The sequence below is a fragment of the Aeromonas sp. PS2Canimalfood6 genome (genome assembly GCF_048276795.1).
Classification (GTDB): Bacteria; Pseudomonadota; Gammaproteobacteria; order Enterobacterales; family Aeromonadaceae; genus Aeromonas; species Aeromonas caviae.
On sequence record NZ_JBLUXC010000001.1, the window covers coordinates 109,053 to 128,119 of the forward strand.

The 19,067-nt window shown below is 65.4% G+C and carries 17 protein-coding genes; 5 read left to right on the top strand and 12 right to left on the bottom strand.

The annotated features are described in order from the left end of the window. Positions 1 to 72: 72 nt before the first annotated feature. Positions 73 to 714: a TetR/AcrR family transcriptional regulator gene (locus ACNPAA_RS00510; protein ID WP_043153473.1), complete on the bottom strand. Its 642-nt coding sequence runs from the start codon at positions 712 to 714 to the stop codon at positions 73 to 75. Between the two features lie 272 nt (positions 715 to 986). Then, positions 987 to 1,907 carry a LysR family transcriptional regulator gene (locus tag ACNPAA_RS00515; protein WP_043153476.1) on the bottom strand — a complete coding sequence of 307 codons (921 nt, stop codon included), beginning with the start codon at positions 1,905 to 1,907 and terminating at the stop codon, positions 987 to 989. 171 nt (positions 1,908 to 2,078) lie between these two features. Here ACNPAA_RS00515 and ACNPAA_RS00520 point away from each other — a divergent pair, with 171 nt between their 5' ends. Beyond that, complete coding sequence (locus ACNPAA_RS00520) at positions 2,079 to 3,503, top strand: MFS transporter (RefSeq protein WP_417891499.1); 1,425 nt, start codon at positions 2,079 to 2,081, stop codon at positions 3,501 to 3,503. A gap of 88 nt (positions 3,504 to 3,591) precedes the next feature. Here the strand turns inward: ACNPAA_RS00520 and hslU are convergent, their stop codons facing one another. The 4 genes from hslU to argS all read right to left on the bottom strand — a co-directional run bounded on the left by hslU (position 3,592) and on the right by argS (position 8,330). Next, positions 3,592 to 4,920: an HslU--HslV peptidase ATPase subunit gene (gene hslU / locus ACNPAA_RS00525; protein WP_010676031.1), complete on the bottom strand. Its 1,329-nt coding sequence runs from the start codon at positions 4,918 to 4,920 to the stop codon at positions 3,592 to 3,594. Positions 4,921 to 5,012: 92 nt separating this feature from the next. Then, positions 5,013 to 5,546 (bottom strand): ATP-dependent protease subunit HslV, encoded by a 534-nt coding sequence (gene hslV / locus ACNPAA_RS00530; protein WP_005306539.1) that lies wholly within the window; start codon positions 5,544 to 5,546, stop codon positions 5,013 to 5,015. Between the two features lie 186 nt (positions 5,547 to 5,732). Then, positions 5,733 to 6,581, bottom strand: coding sequence for an SPOR domain-containing protein (locus ACNPAA_RS00535; RefSeq protein WP_043153969.1), 849 nt, complete (start codon positions 6,579 to 6,581; stop codon positions 5,733 to 5,735). A 3-nt stretch (positions 6,582 to 6,584) separates the two neighbouring features. Next, on the bottom strand, positions 6,585 to 8,330 hold the full coding sequence (gene argS / locus ACNPAA_RS00540; protein ID WP_010676028.1) for an arginine--tRNA ligase: 1,746 nt from the start codon (positions 8,328 to 8,330) through the stop codon (positions 6,585 to 6,587). A gap of 314 nt (positions 8,331 to 8,644) precedes the next feature. Here argS and ACNPAA_RS00545 point away from each other — a divergent pair, with 314 nt between their 5' ends. The 3 genes from ACNPAA_RS00545 to ACNPAA_RS00555 all read left to right on the top strand — a co-directional run bounded on the left by ACNPAA_RS00545 (position 8,645) and on the right by ACNPAA_RS00555 (position 10,563). After that, positions 8,645 to 9,211: an LON peptidase substrate-binding domain-containing protein gene (locus tag ACNPAA_RS00545; RefSeq protein ID WP_010676027.1), complete on the top strand. Its 567-nt coding sequence runs from the start codon at positions 8,645 to 8,647 to the stop codon at positions 9,209 to 9,211. Between the two features lie 124 nt (positions 9,212 to 9,335). Continuing rightward, positions 9,336 to 9,905: a sigma-70 family RNA polymerase sigma factor gene (locus ACNPAA_RS00550; RefSeq protein ID WP_010676026.1), complete on the top strand. Its 570-nt coding sequence runs from the start codon at positions 9,336 to 9,338 to the stop codon at positions 9,903 to 9,905. Then, on the top strand, positions 9,898 to 10,563 hold the full coding sequence (locus ACNPAA_RS00555) for a ChrR family anti-sigma-E factor (RefSeq protein WP_043153968.1): 666 nt from the start codon (positions 9,898 to 9,900) through the stop codon (positions 10,561 to 10,563). Before ACNPAA_RS00550 ends, ACNPAA_RS00555 begins: the two co-directional genes overlap by 8 nt. Before the next feature lie 112 nt (positions 10,564 to 10,675). Here ACNPAA_RS00555 and bacA read toward each other — a convergent pair whose 3' ends face one another. The 6 genes from bacA to galE form a co-directional block, all read right to left on the bottom strand. Continuing rightward, positions 10,676 to 11,491, bottom strand: a complete 816-nt coding sequence (bacA, locus tag ACNPAA_RS00560) for an undecaprenyl-diphosphate phosphatase (RefSeq protein WP_010676024.1) — start codon at positions 11,489 to 11,491, stop codon at positions 10,676 to 10,678. 254 nt (positions 11,492 to 11,745) lie between these two features. Beyond that, entirely contained in the window at positions 11,746 to 12,741 is a 996-nt protein-coding gene (locus tag ACNPAA_RS00565) for an aldo/keto reductase (RefSeq protein ID WP_417891500.1), read from the bottom strand. 148 nt (positions 12,742 to 12,889) lie between these two features. Beyond that, a complete protein-coding gene (locus tag ACNPAA_RS00570; protein WP_268843149.1) occupies positions 12,890 to 13,957 on the bottom strand; it encodes a galactose-1-epimerase in 1,068 nt (355 codons plus the stop codon). Positions 13,958 to 13,984: 27 nt separating this feature from the next. Beyond that, positions 13,985 to 15,133, bottom strand: coding sequence for a galactokinase (gene galK, locus ACNPAA_RS00575; protein ID WP_417891501.1), 1,149 nt, complete (start codon positions 15,131 to 15,133; stop codon positions 13,985 to 13,987). Beyond that, positions 15,130 to 16,188 (bottom strand): UDP-glucose--hexose-1-phosphate uridylyltransferase, encoded by a 1,059-nt coding sequence (locus ACNPAA_RS00580; protein ID WP_201872550.1) that lies wholly within the window; start codon positions 16,186 to 16,188, stop codon positions 15,130 to 15,132. The genes galK and ACNPAA_RS00580 overlap by 4 nt, the downstream gene beginning before the upstream one ends. Positions 16,189 to 16,237: 49 nt before the next feature. Further along, entirely contained in the window at positions 16,238 to 17,251 is a 1,014-nt protein-coding gene (gene galE / locus ACNPAA_RS00585) for a UDP-glucose 4-epimerase GalE (protein WP_045522836.1), read from the bottom strand. A gap of 216 nt (positions 17,252 to 17,467) precedes the next feature. On the opposite strand from galE, the gene ACNPAA_RS00590 reads away from it, so the two are divergent. Next, positions 17,468 to 18,472, top strand: coding sequence for a substrate-binding domain-containing protein (locus ACNPAA_RS00590; protein ID WP_010676018.1), 1,005 nt, complete (start codon positions 17,468 to 17,470; stop codon positions 18,470 to 18,472). Positions 18,473 to 19,067 lie beyond the last annotated feature (595 nt).

Sequence of the window (19,067 nt, forward strand, 5' to 3'; positions counted from 1 at the left end):
GAGGATGGCTCTGCAGCCAGAGGTCACCACCGAGAACGGCCAGCAGCAGAGCTAGCATCGCGATGCGTTGTTTCATGCCGTTTCTCCTTCTTTCATGTCGGTGGGGCGCAGGCCGCGCAGTGCCCATACCAGCCGCTGTCTGGCGGCCTCGGGGTTGTCTATCTGGCTGAGAAAGGGGGCGGCCTCTTCGGGCAGCCAGCCGAGCTGACGACCGCTGCCTGCGATCACCAGCGGCAGGCCGACCGACCCCATGATGAAGATCATCAGCTGGAGCGGGTGACCCGCGACCAGCGACCCTTCCGCCTGTGCCATCCGTACCTGTTCGATCAGCAGCAGGGGGTGACGGCGCGGCAGGCTGAGCAGAAAGCGCTGGGCCGCCCCTTCCCCCGCCAGCGCATCGCCAAACAGGTGGTTGATGAAGCCGCGCTGGCGCGCCACCAGACCGATCAGCGCCTCCATGGTGGCCTCGAACATGGCGATGGCAGAGGGGTAGGAGCCTTTGGCTGCCACCGCCTTGAGCTCGTCATAGAGGGGGGCGTACCAGAGCTCCACCAGCTCGTCGATAAAGGCGTCGCGGTTGCCGAAGTGGTAGACGAAGGAGCCGAGGTTCACCTCGGCCGCTGCCGCCAGCTCGCGCACCGTCAGGCCGCGCAGCCCCTTGTCGGTGGCGATGGCGAGGCCGGTATCGAGCAGTTTCTGACGGGTGGGGTGCATCTGGCTGGTGCTCCTGGTGTATGCATTTTGTACGCAATTATACGACCGTATAAAAAATGCGGAAGCGGGCGGCAGGATCTTTTTGCCCGCAATGTGATCCGCCCCGCTCTGAGGGGCCGTGATCCCCGTCCGGCAGGGGGAAGGATCCACCACTTGTGCCCAAGCCACAGGCATGTCGGTGTGACGGGGTGGTGACAGGCGCTTCAGGTCCCGGGTGCGGGCGCCCGGGCCACAAGGGGCCTGTGATGGAGCCGGGAGCTGCCTGACCCGGATCAGGGGGTGTCGGTGGCCCCGGCGTGATAGGGGGGCCGGGCGCAGGTGTCCCGTATCAGGGCGCGCAGCCAGCGGTGGCCCGGATCGGCATCCTGACTGGGGTGCCAGAGCAGGGCGACCCGGATCCCTGGCAGAGCGAAGGGCAGGGGCAGGGTGACCAGATCGCCGAGCAGGCTGGCGCAGTGCAGGTGCGGCACCGTCGCCACCAGATTGCTCTCCCTGACCAGGGCCAGCGCCGTCGCAAACCCGGGGATCAGGGTGGTGATGGTGCGTCTCTTCCCCTGGCCTGCGAGGATCTCGTCGATGGGGCTGTGAGGCTGGCTCCGGCGGGAGACCAGTACGTGGCGCGCGGCGGCATAGCGCGCCACGGTCAGGGTGCCGTCGCAGAGGGGGTGGTCCGGGTGCACCACGGCGACGAAGTGGTCCTGGAACAGGGCCTGGGTGCGCAGCTCAGGGGCCGTGGTGGTGCCGATGACTCCGGTCTCGAAGTCCAGCTCGCCACGGCGCAGGGGGCCGCTCTCCTTGTCGGGTTTGGCCAGAAAGTGGAGCCGCACCCCGGGGGCCTCGACGGCGAGGCGCGCCAGCAGGGCGGGGCCCACCGCCTCCACGAAGCCGTCACTGGATCGCAGGCGGAAGGTGCGCTCCAGGCTCGCCGGGTCTACTTCCTGCTGGGGGCGCAGCACGGCCCGGGTCTCCTGAACCAGGCGGGCAACCTCATCCCGCAGGATCTGCGCCCGGGGGGTGGGGATCAGGCCGCGTCCCGCCCGCACCAGCAGCGGATCCCCCGTGGTTTCACGCAGCCTTGCCAGGGCCCGGCTCATGGCGGAAGCACTCAGGCCTAGCCGTCTGGCGGCGCCCGCCACACTGCCCTCTTCCAGCAGGGCATCCAGGGTGATCAGCAGGTTGAAATCCGGGGTCATGGTCGTCTCCTCGCAGGCGGCGCCTGACGGGCCGACCCCTTCATGATACGCGATCTGCCGTCTCTTCATATGGCGTCTGATGCAACTATAAGCTGCAATCCGTGCGTCTTCCGCCTTGTCATCCCCCCCCCCGCTAGCCTGGGTGCATCATCACTTGCCGGAGAGACTGCCATGTCCACACCACTTCTTGTTTCCCCTCCCGTGACGCGCCGTCTTGGTCTCGCGGGGCTCGGGCTCGCCACCCTGCTGCCCATGCTGGCGGGCAGCATGGCCAACCTGGTGCTGCCTGCCCTGGGGCAGGACTACGGCGTGCCCTTCGCCAGCCTGCAATGGGTGCTGGTGGCCTACCTGCTTGGGATCACCAGTCTGACGGTGGTGGCGGGCCGGCTTGGCGATCGTCTGGGGCGGCGTCGCCTGCTGCTCTGGGGGACCGGGGTCTTTGCGCTGGCTTCCCTGCTGTGCGCCCTGGCCCCTTCCATTGGCTGGCTCATTGCCGCTCGCACCCTGCAAGGGGCGGGTGCGGCCTGCATGCTGGTGCTCTCGCTGGCCATGGCAGGAGAGCTGGTGCCGCCAGCCCAACGGGGCTGGAGCATGGGATTGCTCGGCACCCTGTCGGCCTGCGGCACGGCGCTCGGCCCCTCCTTTGGCGGCCTGTTGATCGGCGGATTTGGTTGGCAGGCTCCCTTCCTGCTGCTGCTCCCCCTGACGTTGCTGGCGCTGGGGTGTGCCTGGCGGGATCTGCCCCGGGATGAGGCGGGCTCTGCCGAGGGAGGCCTCCCGCTCACCAGTCTGTTGCTGCTGGTGACGGCGCTGCTCTGCTACGGGCTGGCACTGACCCGGGGCAGCCCACTCGGGGTCTGGCCGGGGATAGGAGCGCTCGTCGCCATGGCGCTCTTCGTGCGTGCCGACTCGGGCGCCCGTCGCCCCCTGCTGCCCCTGGCGTTGCTGGGGGCGCCCAGGCAAAGAGGCGGGATCATCGCCAGTGCGCTGGTGGCCAGCGTCATGGTGGCGACGCTGCTGATCGGTCCTTTCTACCTGCACGGCGCCTTTGCCCTCGACATGGGGACGGTGGGGCTGATGATCTCCATGGGCCCCCTGCTGGCGGCGCTGTCCGGCATGCCCGCCGGCTGGCTGGTGGACAGGGTGGGGGCGAACCCTGTGGTGCGCCTCGGCCTGGGACTCATGGTGGTGGCCGCCGTCTTGCTGGCCTTGCTGGACAGGGCGCTCGGGCCCCTCGGCTACCTGCTGCCCATCCTGCTGCTCACCGCCGGTTATGCCCTGTTCCAGACCGCCAACAACAGCGCCGTGGTGGGGGAGGCGGAGGGGGCGAGCCGTGGCGCCGTGGCCGGGCTGCTGACCCTGTCGCGCAACCTGGGCCAGCTGACGGGGGCGGCGGGGCTGGGGGGCCTGTTCGCCGCCCTGGTAGGGCGGCCCGATCTCCCCCTCGCGACGGCGGACGAGCTGGCGTTTGCCACCCGGGTCACCTTCGCCCTGACGGCCTTGCTGCTGATGAGTGCGCTCTGGTTGGCGGGAAGGGAGGAGCGTGCCGTGCAGGGTGATGTGGCCCGGGACGGCTGCGAGTCGGGAGAACGCTGAAAACGAAGACGCCTCCACAGGGGAGGCGTCTTGCTATGGGATTGAGCAGGATAGTAAACCGCTCAGCTCCTCGTTATCGATCAACCGGTTACAGAATGAAGCGGCTCAGATCCTCGTCTTCAATCAGCTTGCCGAGGTGGGCGTTGACGTAGTCGGTGTTGATGACGAAGGTCTCGCCGGATTTCTCGGAGGCGTCATAGGAGATGTCTTCCATCAGCCGCTCCATCACGGTGTGCAGACGACGGGCGCCGATGTTCTCGGTGCGCTCGTTGACCTGCCAGGCCGCTTCGGCCAGACGGCGGATGCCATCCTGGGTGAACTCGATGTTGACCCCTTCGGTGGCCATCAGCGCCTTGTACTGATCGGTCAGGGAGGCGTTCGGCTCGGTCAGGATGCGCTCGAAGTCTTCGGTGGTCAGGGCGGTCAGCTCGACCCGGATCGGCAGACGGCCCTGCAGCTCGGGGATGAGGTCGGACGGCTTGGCGATCTGGAAGGCACCGGAGGCGACAAACAGGATGTGATCGGTCTTGACCATGCCGTGCTTGGTGTTGACGGTGCAGCCCTCGACCAGCGGCAGCAGGTCGCGCTGCACCCCTTCCCGGGAGACATCCGGGCCCGAGCTCTCGCCGCGCTTGCAGATCTTGTCGATCTCGTCGAGGAAGACGATGCCATTGTTCTCGACGGAGGCGATGGCCTTCTGCTTCAGCTCTTCCGGGTTGACCAGGCGGGCCGCTTCCTCTTCGATCAGCGCTTTCATGGCCTCCTTGACCTTGATCTTGCGCTTCTTCTTCTGGTTCTGGCCCAGGTTCTGGAACAGCCCCTGCAACTGGTTGGCCATCTCTTCCATGCCCGGCGGGGTCATGATTTCGACACCCATGGGGGAGGCGGCCAGATCCAGCTCGATCTCCTTGTCATCCAGCTGACCTTCCCGCAGTTTCTTGCGGAAGATCTGGCGGGTGTTGGAGTTGTCGGCTTTCTCTTCCTCACCCCAGCTGTTGCGCGGGTTGGGCAGCAGGGCGTCGAGGATGCGCTCTTCTGCGGCTTCCTCGGCGCGGTATTTCATCTTCTCCATCTCGGTCTCGCGCACCAGCTTGATGGCGACATCGGTCAGATCGCGGATGATGCTGTCCACTTCCTTGCCCACATAGCCCACTTCGGTGAACTTGGTCGCTTCCACCTTGATGAAGGGGGCGTTGGCCAGCTTGGCCAGGCGACGGGCGATCTCGGTCTTGCCGACGCCGGTGGGACCGATCATCAGGATGTTCTTCGGGGTCACCTCGTGGCGCATCTCCTCGGAGAGCTGCATCCGGCGCCAGCGGTTGCGCAGGGCGACGGCGACCGCGCGCTTGGCGTCGGCCTGACCAATGATGTGTCTGTCCAGCTCGTGGACGATTTCTCTCGGGGTCATCTCGGACATGATGGCGTTCCTGTATCCGGGGCGGGCAGGGCCCACCCCTTGGAAAATGGGGTTTGGCTGGCGGCCTTATTTGGCGGCCCTATTTCGCCGACTTATTTAGCTGAATAATCCAGCACTTCGATGGTGTGGTTGCCGTTGGTGAACACACAGATGTCGCCCGCAATCTTGAGGGACTTCTCGACAATGCTCTTGGCGTCGAGCTCGGTGTTCTCCAGCAGGGCGATGGCGGCGGACTGGGCAAAGTTGCCGCCGCTGCCGATGGCGATGAGATCGTGCTCCGGCTGCACCACGTCACCGTTGCCGGTGATGATGAAGGATTTGTGCTCGTCGGCGACGGCCAGCAGGGCTTCGAGGCGGCGCAGGGCGCGATCGGTGCGCCAGTCCTTGGCCAGCGCCACGGCGGCGCGCTCCAGGTTGCCCTGATGGGCCTGCAGTTTGGCTTCGAAGCGCTCGAGCAGGGTGAAGGCGTCGGCGGTGCCGCCGGCGAAACCAGCCAGTACCTTGCCGTTGTAGAGGCGATGAACCTTGCGGGCGTTGCCCTTCATGACGGTGTTGCCAAGAGAAACCTGGCCATCGCCACCGATGACGACCTGACCGTTGCGGCGAACTGAAACTATGGTAGTCACTTTACTTACCTCGCTTGAGCCGAATGACGGCCTGACTGTGCATGGAGGAAAAGATGGGGATGGCAAAACGGCTTTTCAAGCCTGTGCCGAGCACGGATCGCGGGGGAGGGATCGGGTGGGCGCGGGATGGCGCCAAAAGAAACAGGGCCGGGTGTTGCCACCCGGCCCTGTGCATGGACGCGGCGATCACCCCTTCTTGGGGATGCAGCCGCTGATGCCCGAGCCCTGCAGCTTGCGGTTGGCCGCGTCGGCCGCCGCCTTGCCGTTGAAGGGGCCCACCATCACCTTGTAGACGGCGCCACCGGCCCCGCTCACCACCTGCAGACTGGAGGAGAGCCCGGCGGTGAAGGCGATGCGCGCCTTGAGGGATTCCGCGGAATCCTGGGAGCGCAGGGCGGCACACTGCATCATGTAGCGACCGCCGTCGGCGGCTGCGGTCTGTGCAGTCTGGGTCGCCGCCTTGGCCCTGGCGGCCTCGGCACGCTCCCGCTCCAGTTCGGCGCGGATCTCCCGCTCCATCCGCTCACGCTCGGCCTTCTGGTCGATCACCTGCTCCCGGGCGCTGGCGACCGGGGCGCCGGTGGCCGGCTTGGCCGGTTGCACCGGTTGCGGCTGATAGGGCTTCACCTGACCGATGGGGGTTCCCGGCTGGGGAATGTCGGTCGCGACCGGCTTGGGCAGTGCCTCCGGTTGCAGGGTCATGGTCTCGGCGGGCGGTGGCGGCAGCACGCCCGGCTGGGGCGGCGGCTCTATGATGTCCACCTGCTTGTTCTCCAGCCGCTCGATGTAGCTCCACTTCTCCTGGGGCAGGGTATTGCCCTGTGCCTTGGGTTTGTTGGCCTTCACCTGCTCTTCGATGGTGGGGGCATCGGCGCCCTTGCCGTTGATGAGGTAGAGGAAGGCGCCGAAACCGACGACCAGGGCCCCGGCCAGCAGTGCCGGGATAACAGGAAAGCGGCGAGGGGCCGCTTTCTTGATGTTACGGCCACCCGCCCGTCGTCTCGGGCTGTTGCCGACGTAATCCCGGGTCGCCATCTATTACATGCGCTCCAGGGTGTGGATGCCCAGCACGCCCAGGCCCAGCTTGAGCACCTTGGCGGTGGCGGCGCACAGCAGCAGACGGCTCTGGCGGGTCGCCTCGTCCACGCCGTCCTTGTTGATCGGGCAGGCTTCGTAGAAGGTCATGAAGTTGCCGGAGAGCTCATACAGATAGGTACAGAGCAGGTGCGGCATCCCCTTGTCCGCCACGCCGTTGACCGCGTCGGAGAACTGGATCAGCTTCTGGGCCAGGGTCTCTTCGGCGTCTTCGCTCAGGACCACCTTGCCGCTCAGGGTGTCGGCATCGACGCCGGCCTTGCGGAAGATGGACTGGATGCGGGTGTAGGCGTATTGCAGGTAGGGGGCGGTGTTGCCTTCAAACGACAGCATCAGATCCCAGTCGAAGATGTAGTCGGTGGTGCGGTTCTTGGAGAGATCCGCATACTTGACTGCGCCCATGGCGATGGCGTGCACCACCTGGGCCTTCTCTTCGGCAGAGAGGTCGCTGTTGCGGCTCTCCAGCAGGGCGCTGGCGCGCTCTTCCGCTTCATTCAGCAGGTCGACCAGCTTGACGGTGCCGCCGGAGCGGGTCTTGTAGGGACGGCCGTCCTTGCCCAGCATCATGCCGAAGGCGTGGTGCTCGAGGGGCACGGACTCCGGCACATAGCCTGCCTTGCGGGTGATGGTCCAGGCCTGCATCAGGTGCTGGTGCTGACGGGAGTCGATGAAGTACATGACCCGGTCGGCGCCCAGGTTCTCGTAACGGTATTTGGCGCAGGCGATGTCGGTGGTGGTGTAGAGGAAACCGCCGTCGCTCTTCTGGATGATGACGCCCATGGGCTCGCCATCCTTGTTCTTGAACTCGTCCAGGAACACCACGGTGGCCCCTTCGCTCTCGACTGCCAGCCCCTTGGCTTTCAGGTCGGCAACGATCTGCGGCAGCATGTCGTTGTACATGGACTCGCCCATGATGTCCTTGTTGGACAGGGAGATGTTCAGACGGTCGTAGTTGCGCTGGTTCTGCTCCATGGTCATGTCGACCAGCTTCTTCCACATGGTGCGGCAGTACTCATCGCCACCTTGCAGTTTCACCACGTAGTTGCGGGCGCGCTCGGCGAAGGCTTCGTCTTCGTCGTAGTGACGCTTGGCCTGGGTGTAGAAGGCTTCCAGGTCCTTGAGTTCCATGTCGGAGGCGTGCTCGTTGGCCATCTTCTCCAGATAGGCGATCAGCATGCCGAACTGGGTGCCCCAGTCGCCGATGTGGTTGGCACGCACCACCTTGTGGCCCAGGAATTCGAGGGCGCGGGCGGCCACGTCACCGAGCACGGTGGAGCGGATGTGGTGCACCGCCATCTCCTTGGCCACGTTGGGAGCGGAGTAGTCCACCACCACGGTCTGCGGCGCTGGCAGTTTCACGTTGGCGTTGTCGGAAGTCACCATGGCTTCCACCTGACCGGCCAGCCAGCTCGGGTCGAAGAAGAAGTTGATGAAGCCGGGGCCGGCGATCTCGACCTTGGCGATCAGATCGGAGGCGGGCAGGTGCTCGATGATGGCAGCGGCCAGCTCGCGGGGATTCTTGCGGGCCGGTTTGGCCAGCAGCATGGCCAGGTTGGTGGCCAGGTCGCCGTGAGCCTTCTCCTTGCATCGGTCTACTTGCACCCGGGCTTCCAGGTCGGCGGGCAGGACGCCTGCGGACTTGAGATTGGCTACCGTTTGTTCAAGTAGATGATGAATATGCTCTTTCATAACTGACCACCGAGGTTGCGCGTCGAAAAGTGACTGACTGGATAAGGGCGTGAATTTTACCCGCATCGGGCCGAGAAAACTATAGGAACGGCCTGCACCCGTGGGCGTGGCGGATATATCACTGCGTTTTCCACCACATTACAGGATATTGATTTGGGTAAGTGGTGGTTATCCATTTCTACTGCATAACGAAACGGCTTGTCCAGGCTATTTTCCCCTGATTATGACAGGGTTATTTATACCGATTCGATCTGAATGATCCCGCTTCCCGTGGCGGTCGTATCCTTTGAGGACGCCGTTGGAGGATGATTCCCATGACACTGGTACTGTTTCCACTCTCCGCTCACCTGCTGCCGGGCGGCATCATGCCGCTGCGCATCTTCGAGCCCAGATACCAGCGCATGATCGCCGAGTCCCGGGAGCGGGAGTTCGCGCTCTGCATGCTGGACCCCCGCCAGCCCGACGCGCTGCGCAACATGTACCCCATCGCCACCCGGGTGCGCATCATCGATTTCGATCTGCTGCCCGATGGTTTGCTCGGCATCACGGTACTCGGGGTGGAGCGGGTGCGCATCACGGATCTCTGGCAGGAAGAGGACGGTCTGCGGGTCGGCGAGGTGGAGCCCCTGCCCCCCTGGCAGAGCGGCAGGCTCCAGGCGGATCAGCACTCCCTGGCCAAGGCGTTGCAGGACGTGTTCAACGACTATCCGGAGTACGCGGCCCTCTATCCGGAGCCGGACTGGGAGGATGCGAGCTGGGTCGCCCAGCGCTGGCTGGAGGTGCTGCCCATCCCGGTGGAACAAAAACAGTGGCTGGTGGCGGCCAAGGACAACCAGCCCACTCTCTCCCTGCTGAGCGGTCTGCTGGTCGCGAGCCATTGAATTCCCCTTCCCGGTGATCCTTTTTCCTCGCTCACCGTATTGGGGGTGAACACCACACGCGAGGGATGGCGCAATGGCATATACTGGCCAACCACAATCGGCTCCACGCAGGACATCGCCCCCCATGGACAACCCAGACGGCGACCTCACATCTTTGCTGGTCCGGGTGGCCGAGCGTGCCGACAAGGCTGCCTTCGCCACCCTGTTCCACCACTTCGCGCCGCGCATCCGCAGCTACGGGCTGCGCCACCTCGGCAGCGAGGCCAACGCCATGGAACTGGTGCAGGAGACCATGCTGCTGGTCTGGCAGAAGGCACGGCTCTATCACCCCGACAAGGGCGCCGCCACCACCTGGATCTACACAGTGATGCGCAACCAGAGCTTTGACATGCTGCGCCGCCGCCGCGCCAGCAAGGAGGAGCTCTGCGCCGAGGAGATCTGGCCGCTGCTGGAATTCCGGGCCGAAGAGGAGCACCTGAGCGGCGGTGAAGACGCGGTGCTGACCCGCCAGATGGCCCACTATGTCGCCACGCTGCCGGAGCCGCAGCAGCAGGTGGTGCGCGGCATCTACCTGCAGGAGCTCTCCCAGCAGGAGCTGGCCGACCGGCTCGGCGTGCCCCTTGGCACCATCAAGTCCCGGCTGCGGCTGGCACTACAGAAACTGAAGGAACAAGTGGAGCAAGGCCATGATTAAGACCCATCCGACTGAACCCATGCTGCGCGCCTTCGCTGCCGACGAGCTGCCTCTGCCGCTGGCCGTCGGTGTCTCCGCCCATTGCGAGTTCTGCCCCGAGTGCGCCGCCCGGGTGAAGCAATTTGAAGAGGCGCTGGCGTGCCAGCATCTCGCCCCTGACGCGCCGGACGAGGCGCTGCCCGCCGGATTCGATGCCATGCTGGCGGGCATACTGCAACAGCCGGTGGCGACGGAGGCGGCGCTCGCCCTTCCCGAGAGCCCGAGGCCAGAGCTCAGGGTGGCGGGTCACAGTTACCGGCTGCCGCGGGCATTGGCACGGCATCATGCCCCCAGGTGGCGTCATCTCGGGGCCATCCGTCAGGTCAGCCTGCCGCTGGACGAGATGGGTGCGCGGGCCAACCTGCTCCACATCGAGGCGGGGGGGCGGATCCCCGAGCACACCCACAAGGGATATGAGCTGACCCTGCTGCTGGCGGGCACCATCGAGGATGGCGACACCCGCTATCAGGCGGGGGATTTCATCTGGCGCGACGCCAGCCACGCCCACAGCCCCCGAACCCCGGACGGCTGCCTCTGCTACACGGTGCAAGATGCCCCCGTGCAGTTCACCAAGGGGCTGTCACGGCTGCTCAACGGCATCAGCCAGCACCTCTATTGAGTTGGGATCACGGCTGCTCGGCGATAGCGGGCTGCCGCGCGACTGAGGCGGTATCATGGCATGAAAAAAGGGACCCTCGGGTCCCTTTTGTGTTGCTTGGGGGCGCAGCCCATCAGGCCACGAAGACCAGGTAGACGACGAAGGCCAGCAGGAAGCGGTAGATGGCGAACGGGATGAAGTCGAGACGACGGATCAGCGCCAGGAAGGTCTTGATGGCGACCATGGCCACCACGAAGGCGGTGACGAAGCCCACCGCAAACATGGGGAAGTCCGCCATGGAGAGGAAGTCGCGGCTCTTGTAGAGATCCAGGCCGCTGGCCGCGATCATCATGGGTACCGCCATGATGAAGGAGAATTCCGCTGCCGCGTGGCGGCTGATGCCCATCAGCATGCCGCCGCTGATGGTGGCGCCGGAGCGGGAGAAACCGGGCCAGAGTGCCAGGCACTGGAACAGGCCGATGCCGAAGGCCTGCTTGTAGCTGATGTCGTCCAGGGTCTCCGCGGTCACGGCGGGGCGGAACTTTTCGGCGATGATGAGCAGGATGCCACCGGCCACCAGGGCATACATCACGGTTTCCGGCCCGAACAGATTGGCCTTGATCCAGCTGTGGATAGCCAGCCCGACGACCACGGCAGGCAGCATGCCGAGGATGACGTGCACCAGGGAGAGGGTCGCGTGGCCCGGGGTCGGTTTCTGACCGAAGTGAATGCCGATGAGTCCGAACAGGCGGCGCCAGAACATGACGACCACTGCCAGGATGGAGCCGAGCTGGATCACCACCTCGAAGGTGGCGGCCTTGGGTCCTTCAAACCCGAGGAGGTGGCCGACGATGATCATGTGGCCGGTGGAGGAGACGGGGAGGAACTCGGTCAGGCCTTCCACTATGCCCAGCACAAAGGCGACGAACAGGGCGTAGGATTCGGTCATGGTGCAGATCTCTTGGTTATGGGGTCTGGATAAAATCAACCCCGAACGGGTCGGGGCGGCCAATGATGGCGGAAAATCGCGCGGGCAACCAGTGAATATTGGGGATTTCAGCGCCCTGTTCCGGCCGGGAAAGGGCGCTGGCGGACCATGCAGGGCGCGGCTTGCCGCATGCTGTCAGAAGCCATGACGGCCCCGTCACGTTCTGACAGGTCAGTCACGCCAGTTGACCTCTGTTTTATGATCTCTTTGTGCTGTCAGGCCAGTATGGACAGGATTTTCTGTTGAAGATCATCGTCCAGGGGGGGCTGCCCCAGGGCGTCGACGGCGCTCGTTATCTGTTGGGGATGGCTGGCGCCGATCAGGGCGCAGCTCACCACGGGGTCGCGCAGCACCCATTGCAGTGCGAGTTGCGACAGGGACTGACCCCGTTGCAGGGCCAGTGCATGCAGGGCGCGGACGGTGGCGAGCTTCTCCTCGGTGATCTGGTCCGCCGTGAGGAAGGGGCTGGCACTGGCGGCGCGGGAATCCGCGGGAATGCCCGACAGGTAGCGATCGCTCAGCAGCCCCCCGGCCAGGGGCGAGAAGGCGACCACCCCCATGCCGTGCTCCCGGCAGGTCGGCAGGGTGTCGGGCTCAACATCGCGCTGGAACAGGGAGTATTTGAGCTGGTTGACCAGGCAGGGGGTGCCGAGCTCCGCCAGCCGGGCGGCAGCCTTGGCCGCGAGCGGGGCCGGGTAGTTGGAGAGGCCGATGTAGAGCGCCTTGCCCTGGCGCACCATCAGGGCCAGGGCCTGGCAGGTCTCCTCGAGCGGGGTGCGGGGATCCGGCCTGTGGTGATAGAAGATGTCCACGTAGTCGAGGCCCAGACGGCGCAGGCTCTGGTGCAGGCTGGCGAAGAGGTACTTGGCACTGCCGCCATCGCCGTAGGGGCCGTCCCACATCACGTAGCCCGCCTTGCTGGCGATGATGAGCTCGTCCCGATAGGGAGCCAGGCTCCTCTTTAGCAGCGTGCCGAAGGTCAGTTCGGCAGATCCCGGCGGCGGCCCGTAGTTGTTGGCGAGATCGAAGTGGGTGATCCCCAGATCGAACGCCTGGTGCACCATGGCCTTCGCGGTGGCGGGATCGCTCCCGGCGCCGAAGTTGTGCCAAAGGCCCAGACCGATGCCGGGCAGGCGCAGGCCGTGGCGGCCCGCCGGTCGGTAGGGCTGGCGCTGGTAGCGGTCGGGGGCGGCGAGGTAGTTGTCATCCATCACGGTGCGGTTCCTTGGCTGGTGTGCAATGAGGAGCGACGGGCCCTGCGGCGGGCCTCACCCCGGCTGATTCGGCGGTGCCATCGGGGCCGGGGCTGCCATGACGTGGCGGCGCGCCCGGGCCCCTTCGTCTGCCCGAGCGGGGCTGTCAGGGGGCAGGAATAAAGCGATAACGGGTCTGGTGGCGATAACGCTGCCCCGGCAGCAACCAGGGATCGCCGAGGGCGGGCCGGTTCGGGCTGTCGGGCAATTGCTGGGCCTCCAGGCAGAAGCCGTCGTAATCCCGGTAGGGTCGGCCCTGACGATCCGGTGTGCCGGTCAGCCAGTTGCCGCTGTAGAACTGCAGGGAGGGCTGGTTGGTGTAGACCGCCATGGTCAGCTTGCCATCCCCCGAGATCACCCGGGCGGCCCATGGCTGGTTGGACCCACCAAACGGCTCATCAACAGGCTCGAAATCGCTGTTGTTGAGCAGAAACGCGTGATCGTACCCCTTGGCCAACTGCTGCTGGGGGTGGTCCAGCCACGCCTGGCCGATGGGGCGGGGGGCGCGCAGATCGAAGGGGCCTTCCACCGGGGCGATGGCCAGCGGCAGGCTCTGGTCATCCGTGGGCAGGTAGCGGTCGGCGTCGAGGCTGATGGTGTGGTGGCGGATGTCGCCACCGCCATCCAGGTTGAAGTAGGCGTGGCTGGTGAGGCTGACCGGGCTGGGGGCGTCCGTGCTGGCGCAGAAGTCGACCACCAGATCGCACTGCTCCAGCCGATACTCCAGGCTCACCTTCAGATTGCCGGGAAAGCCCTGATCCCCCGCCCGGGAGAGGAGCGCCAGCTTGACCCTGTCCGCCTCCTGCTCCTTGATCTGCCAGGTGCGGCGATGGAACCCGTCGCGCCCGCCGTGCAGGCAGTTGGCCCCCTGGTTGGCGTCCAGCGTCCAGCACTGGCCTTCCCGCTCAAGGCGGGCACCGCCGATGCGGTTGGCAAAGCGCCCCGCCACAGCCCCCAGCCATACCTGCTGGGTGAGGTAGGCCTCGTCGGCGCAGCCCAGCAGCACCTCCCGCCGCTCTCCCGCCACCGGCAGGGTGAGGGAGGTGAGGGTGGCCCCGTATGCGAGACCGCGCAGCCGCAGTCCCTCCTCGTTTTCCAGCTCGAATCTCATCATGGTTTGCGGTTCCCCGTCGTGATCCCGTCGCCCCCTGCCGGCGTCGCGAGTGCCGGGCAGGGGGCGTCCCCCGTTGCCAGGCGTGTGTTACAGTCTGCCGGCCCCTGCGCTGGCACGGCAGACGTAGCAGTCCGCCTTGAGGCCGAAACGGGCCGGGTATTCCGCCTCCACCACGGCGATCACCTCGGCCACCTTCTCGGGGCGCAGCAGGGCGACCACGCAGCCGCCAAAACCGCCGCCGGTCATGCGCACACAGCCTTCGCTGCCGAGCCGGGCCTTGATGATCTCCACCAGGCCGTCGATGGGGGGCACGGTGATCTCGAAGTCATCGCGCATGGCGGCGTGGGACTGGCCCATCAGCTCGCCGAGGCGCACCAGATCGCCCTGTGCCAGCGCATCGGCCGCCGCCAGAGTGCGGGCGTTCTCGCCGACCACGTGGCGGGCACGGCGATAGCAGGCCTCGTCCAGACCGGCCTTGCCCGCTTCCAGGGTCGCCAGATCCAGGTCGCGCAGGGCCTTGACCCCGTAGTGACGGGCGGCGGTTTCGCACTGCTGGCGACGGGTGTTGTATTCGCTGTCCACCAGGCCGCGGCGCACGTTGGAGTTGACGATGAGCACCGCCAGATCGGTGGGCATGGGGATGAGCCGGGTCTCCAGGGAGCGGCAATCGAGCAGCAGGGCGTGATCCTGCTTGCCGCTCGCGGAGATCATCTGATCCATGATGCCGCAGTTGCAGCCGACGAACTGGTTCTCCGCCTGCTGGCCGTTGAGGGCGATTTCCGCCTGGCTGATGGCCAGCCCCTGGGCCTCCTTGAAGGCCTGGCCGATGGCCACCTCCAGGGAAGCGGAGGAGGAGAGACCCGTCCCCTGGGGCACGTTGCCGGAGACCACCAGATTAAGGCCGCGCAGGGCGTGGCCCCGTGCCTGCAGGTGTTTCACCACGCCGCGGATGTAGTCGCTCCAGCGCTGGCTGGGGTGGTGCTCGATGGGTTGATCGAGACTGAACCGGTCGCGCTGGTTGTCGTAGTCGGCGGCGATCACTTCGACCAGGTTGTCGCCGCGCAAGCCGATGGCGACGCAGGTCTCGTAGTCGATGGCGCAGGGCAGCACGAAGCCGTCGTTGTAGTCGGTGTGCTCGCCGATGAGGTTGACGCGGCCTGGAGCCCGTACCAGCAGGTCGGGTTGTTGCTCAAACTGCTCGGCAAACACGGCGCTGACGCGCTGGCTCGGGGTCATAGGGCCTCCTCGTTGGCCTGATTCTGGTCGTTGTAGTGGATGGGACTGAGGGCGTGCAGCCGTTCCGCCGCCTGTTCCGGGGTGAGATCGCGCTGGGTTTCGGCCAGCATCTCGAAGCCCACCATGAATTTGCGCACCGTGGCGGAGCGCAGCAGGGGCGGATAGAAGTGGGCGTGCAGTTGCCACGCCTCGGGGCAGTCGGAACGGGGCGGGGCGAAGTGCCAGCCCATGGAGTAGGGGAAGCTGCACTGGAACAGGTTGTCGTAGCGGCTGGTGAGCTCCTTGAGCGCGATGGCCAGATCCTGTTGCTGTTCCCGGGTGAGATCCAGCATGGAGGGGACATGGGCCTTGGGCAGCAGCAGGGTCTCGAACGGCCAGGCTGCCCAGAAGGGCACCACCGCCAGCCAGTGGGCCGTCTCCACCACGATGCGGGAGCGATCCGCCAGCTCCCGCTCCACATAATCCAGCAGCAGGGGGCGGCCGTGTTCGGCCAGCCAGGCGCGCTGGTGCGCCTCTTCTCGGGCAATCTCGTTGGGCAGGAAGTCGCTGCCCCAGAGCTGGCCGTGAGGGTGCGGGTTGGAGCAGCCCATGACGGCGCCCTTGTTTTCAAAGACTTGCACCCATTCCCACTGGTCAGAGAGCTCGGCCACCTGGTCCATCCAGGTGGTGATCACCCCTTCGATGGCGGGCAGGGGCAGCTCGGGCAGGGTCTTGCCGTGATCCGGCGAGAAGCAGATGACCCGGCTGGTGCCCCGGGCGGCTTCCAGCTTCAGCAGGGGATCCGGCGCCGCGTCAGCGGCCGGGGTGTCCTGCATCAGGGCGGCGAAGTCGTTGGTAAAGACGAAGGTGCCCTGATAGTCGGGGTTGATATCGCCGGTCACCCGGGTGTTGCCCGCACAGAGGAAGCAGTCGGGATCATGGGCCTGGCTCGGCGCCAGGCTCACCTTCTCGACCTGGCCTTGCCAGGGGCGCTTGGCCCTGTGAGGGGAGACCAGCACGTACTGGCCGGTGAGCGGGTTGAAGCGGCGGTGGGGGTGATCAACGGGGTTGAACATCATCACTCCAGTGTGTGAGTTGAATACATCCGAAGGCGCAGGCCAGGGCCTACGCCTCGTAACCATTGGGGTTGGCGGACTGCCAGCGCCAGCTGTCGGCGCACATGGCGGCGAGATCCCGGCTGGCGTGCCAGTCCAGTTCCCGAGCGGCCTTGGCGGGATCGGCCCAGCACTCGGCGATGTCGCCGGGGCGCCGTGGCTCGATCCGGTAGGGAAGGGGCCGACCGCAGGCGGCCTCGAACGCCGCGACCATCTGCAACACGCTCTGGCCCTGGCCCGTGCCCAGGTTGTAGGCGTGGACACCGCCCCGTCCGGCGCAGTGTTCCAGAGCCTTGACGTGCCCTTCGGCGAGATCCATCACATGGATGTAGTCGCGCACCCCGGTGCCGTCGATGGTTGGGTAATCGTTACCAAAGACCGAGAGGCAGTCGCGTCGGCCGATGGCGACCTGGGTCAAAAACGGCATCAGATTGTTGGGGATGCCCTGGGGATCCTCCCCCAGGGTGCCGGACTCGTGGGCGCCGACGGGATTGAAATAGCGCAGCAGGGTCATGCTCCAGTGGGGCTCGGCCCGCTGCAGATCCTCGAGGATCTCCTCGATGATCAGCTTGGATCGGCCGTAGGGGTTGGTGGCGCTGCGGGGGAAATCCTCCCGGATCGGGGTGCTGGCAGGATCGCCGTAGACGGTGGCCGACGAGCTGAACACCAGATTGCGTACCCCGGCCCGTTTCATCGCCTGCAGCAATACCAGGGTGCCGCTCAGGTTGTTCTCGTAGTAGTCCAGCGGGATGCGGGTCGACTCGCCGACCGCCTTGAGGGCGGCGAAGTGGATCACGGCGTCGATGTGCTGCTCGCTGAAGATGCGATCCAGCAGGGCCGGGTCACGGATGTCCCCCTCGTAGAAGCGGGGCTCGTGCCCGCTGATGGCGGCGACACGGGTCAGGACGCCCGCCTTGCTGTTGCAGAGGTTGTCCACCACCACGGGCTCCATGCCTGCGGCCTGCAAGGCCAGACAGGTGTGGCTGCCGATGTAGCCGCAACCGCCGGTGACCAGTACTTTCATCCGTTGTTCCACCCTCAACTCCTCGCATCAGGAAAGCCTGAGCAGGAGTCTAGCCGAGGGGCTGACGGGCAAACTGTGAGCTGCTTAACAAATACGTGTAAACGATTACACTTGTTTTCATCGACCAATGTGGCAAGTTCTGATTTTTCCCCCTGTTATCAGTGACATTGAACGGTATAATGCGGCCAGTTGCAGCGTGAAATAAGTGAAAACAGCATGAGCACCATCAAGGATGTCGCCCGTTTGGCCAATGTGTCAGTGGCAACGGTTTCACGGGTGATGAACAACTCACCCAAGGCCAGTGCCGCCTCCCGCGAGGTGGTGCTGAAGGCCATGGCCGAGCTGGGCTATACCCCCAACGCCAACGCGCGGGCCCTGGTCAGCCAGACCTGTGACACCATGGGAGTGGTGGTGGGGGACGTGGCGGATCCCTTCTTCGGCGCCCTGGTCAAAGGGGTCGCGGCGGTGGCGGTGGAGCAGGGCTTGCACCTGTTGATGGGTAATGGTTTTCACCGCGCCCAGCAGGAGCGGGAGGCCATCGAGCTGCTCATCGGCAAACGCTGCGAGGCACTGGTGGTGCACAGCAAGGCGCTCGGCGACGAGGAGCTGGTCGACTACGCCCTGCGTGCCCCCGGCATGGTGCTGATCAACCGCGACATTCCGAGTCTGAGGGGGCGCTGCATCGCTCTCAACAACCGCCAGGGTGCGGCGACCGCCACCCGTCATCTGCTGGATCTCGGCCACCGCCATATCGCCTTCCTGAGCTCGGATCACGCCATCGAGGATGCGCTGTTGCGCCATCAGGGCTATCAGGATGCCCTGGCGGAGGCGGAGGTCTTCGCCGATCCCGAGCTGGTGGAGAGCGGCATGCCCAATGAAGAGGGGGGTGAGCGCGCCATGCTCAACCTGCTGGCCAAGGGGTTGCCCATCACGGCGGTGGTGGCCTACAACGACGCCATGGCGGCAGGGGCCATCTCCGTGCTGGCGGACAACGGCCTCAAGGTGCCGGAAGAGGTCTCTGTGGTGGGCTTCGATGACATCATCTACGCCAGATACCTGAGACCCAAGCTCTCCACCATGCGCTATCCCATCGAGCTGATGGCGGCCCAGGCTGCCAAGCTGGCGCTACAACTCGCCGCAGGGGAGAGTGAATCGGTGCAGAGCCGCATCTATACCCCCACCCTGATCAACCGCCATTCGGTCGCTCCCGTCAGGTCCTGATCGCAGCGCTTGCGCCCCCGTCGGCGCAAGCGCTGCACCTGGCGAACCCGTACTGCAGCATATAAAGCGCCCCCATAGCTCAGACGATAGATAGCTCAGAGCATGGCTAGCGCAGACCATAAAGGACTGTCTGAGGAGTGATAACCGTCCCCTCACACTCCCTGCCTACTGAACTCGGCTGCTCTTCCCGCTCGTCTGCCACGAGCTCCTCTCCCCCGGCCTGCCGAGCCTCACTTCCGGCCAGATCCTGCCAGACACCCGCCATGGCTTTTCTCTGCGCCGGGCAGGGGCTCTCGTGGCCTCTGCGCGCTCCTTCGAGAGACCGGGCTGCGTGCCCGGAACCGGGTTGGGGCGAGGGGGCACGATGTCGGGTCTTGGCCATGGCTTGCTCCGCTGGTTCGGCCATTGCCTCCCGGTTTCACACTCCCGGGCATCTTTTGCCCTTCCTAAGGTCCGCTTTTCCCCCCTTGGGGTCATTTACCCGGATTTATCCGATTTTTACTCCGTTTTACTTAACAAAATGAGTGTAATCGTTTACATCTGTGTGAGCGGGATCGCCGATCACCGGGCAAAACTCTCCTACACTGCAGTGGTT

What these genes read in the sequence shown, in the direction of transcription:
- ACNPAA_RS00510 (WP_043153473.1), bottom strand. Translation starts at nt 714, where the DNA reads ATGCACCCCACCCGTCAGAAACTGCTCGATACCGGCCTCGCCATCGCC.
- ACNPAA_RS00515 (WP_043153476.1), bottom strand. Translation starts at nt 1,907, where the DNA reads ATGACCCCGGATTTCAACCTGCTGATCACCCTGGATGCCCTGCTGGAA.
- ACNPAA_RS00520 (WP_417891499.1), top strand. Translation starts at nt 2,079, where the DNA reads ATGTCCACACCACTTCTTGTTTCCCCTCCCGTGACGCGCCGTCTTGGT.
- hslU (WP_010676031.1), bottom strand. Translation starts at nt 4,920, where the DNA reads ATGTCCGAGATGACCCCGAGAGAAATCGTCCACGAGCTGGACAGACAC.
- ACNPAA_RS00535 (WP_043153969.1), bottom strand. Translation starts at nt 6,581, where the DNA reads ATGGCGACCCGGGATTACGTCGGCAACAGCCCGAGACGACGGGCGGGT.
- argS (WP_010676028.1), bottom strand. Translation starts at nt 8,330, where the DNA reads ATGAAAGAGCATATTCATCATCTACTTGAACAAACGGTAGCCAATCTC.
- ACNPAA_RS00545 (WP_010676027.1), top strand. Translation starts at nt 8,645, where the DNA reads ATGACACTGGTACTGTTTCCACTCTCCGCTCACCTGCTGCCGGGCGGC.
- ACNPAA_RS00550 (WP_010676026.1), top strand. Translation starts at nt 9,336, where the DNA reads ATGGACAACCCAGACGGCGACCTCACATCTTTGCTGGTCCGGGTGGCC.
- ACNPAA_RS00555 (WP_043153968.1), top strand. Translation starts at nt 9,898, where the DNA reads ATGATTAAGACCCATCCGACTGAACCCATGCTGCGCGCCTTCGCTGCC.
- bacA (WP_010676024.1), bottom strand. Translation starts at nt 11,491, where the DNA reads ATGACCGAATCCTACGCCCTGTTCGTCGCCTTTGTGCTGGGCATAGTG.
- ACNPAA_RS00565 (WP_417891500.1), bottom strand. Translation starts at nt 12,741, where the DNA reads ATGGATGACAACTACCTCGCCGCCCCCGACCGCTACCAGCGCCAGCCC.
- galK (WP_417891501.1), bottom strand. Translation starts at nt 15,133, where the DNA reads ATGACCCCGAGCCAGCGCGTCAGCGCCGTGTTTGCCGAGCAGTTTGAG.
- ACNPAA_RS00580 (WP_201872550.1), bottom strand. Translation starts at nt 16,188, where the DNA reads ATGTTCAACCCCGTTGATCACCCCCACCGCCGCTTCAACCCGCTCACC.
- galE (WP_045522836.1), bottom strand. Translation starts at nt 17,251, where the DNA reads ATGAAAGTACTGGTCACCGGCGGTTGCGGCTACATCGGCAGCCACACC.
- ACNPAA_RS00590 (WP_010676018.1), top strand. Translation starts at nt 17,468, where the DNA reads ATGAGCACCATCAAGGATGTCGCCCGTTTGGCCAATGTGTCAGTGGCA.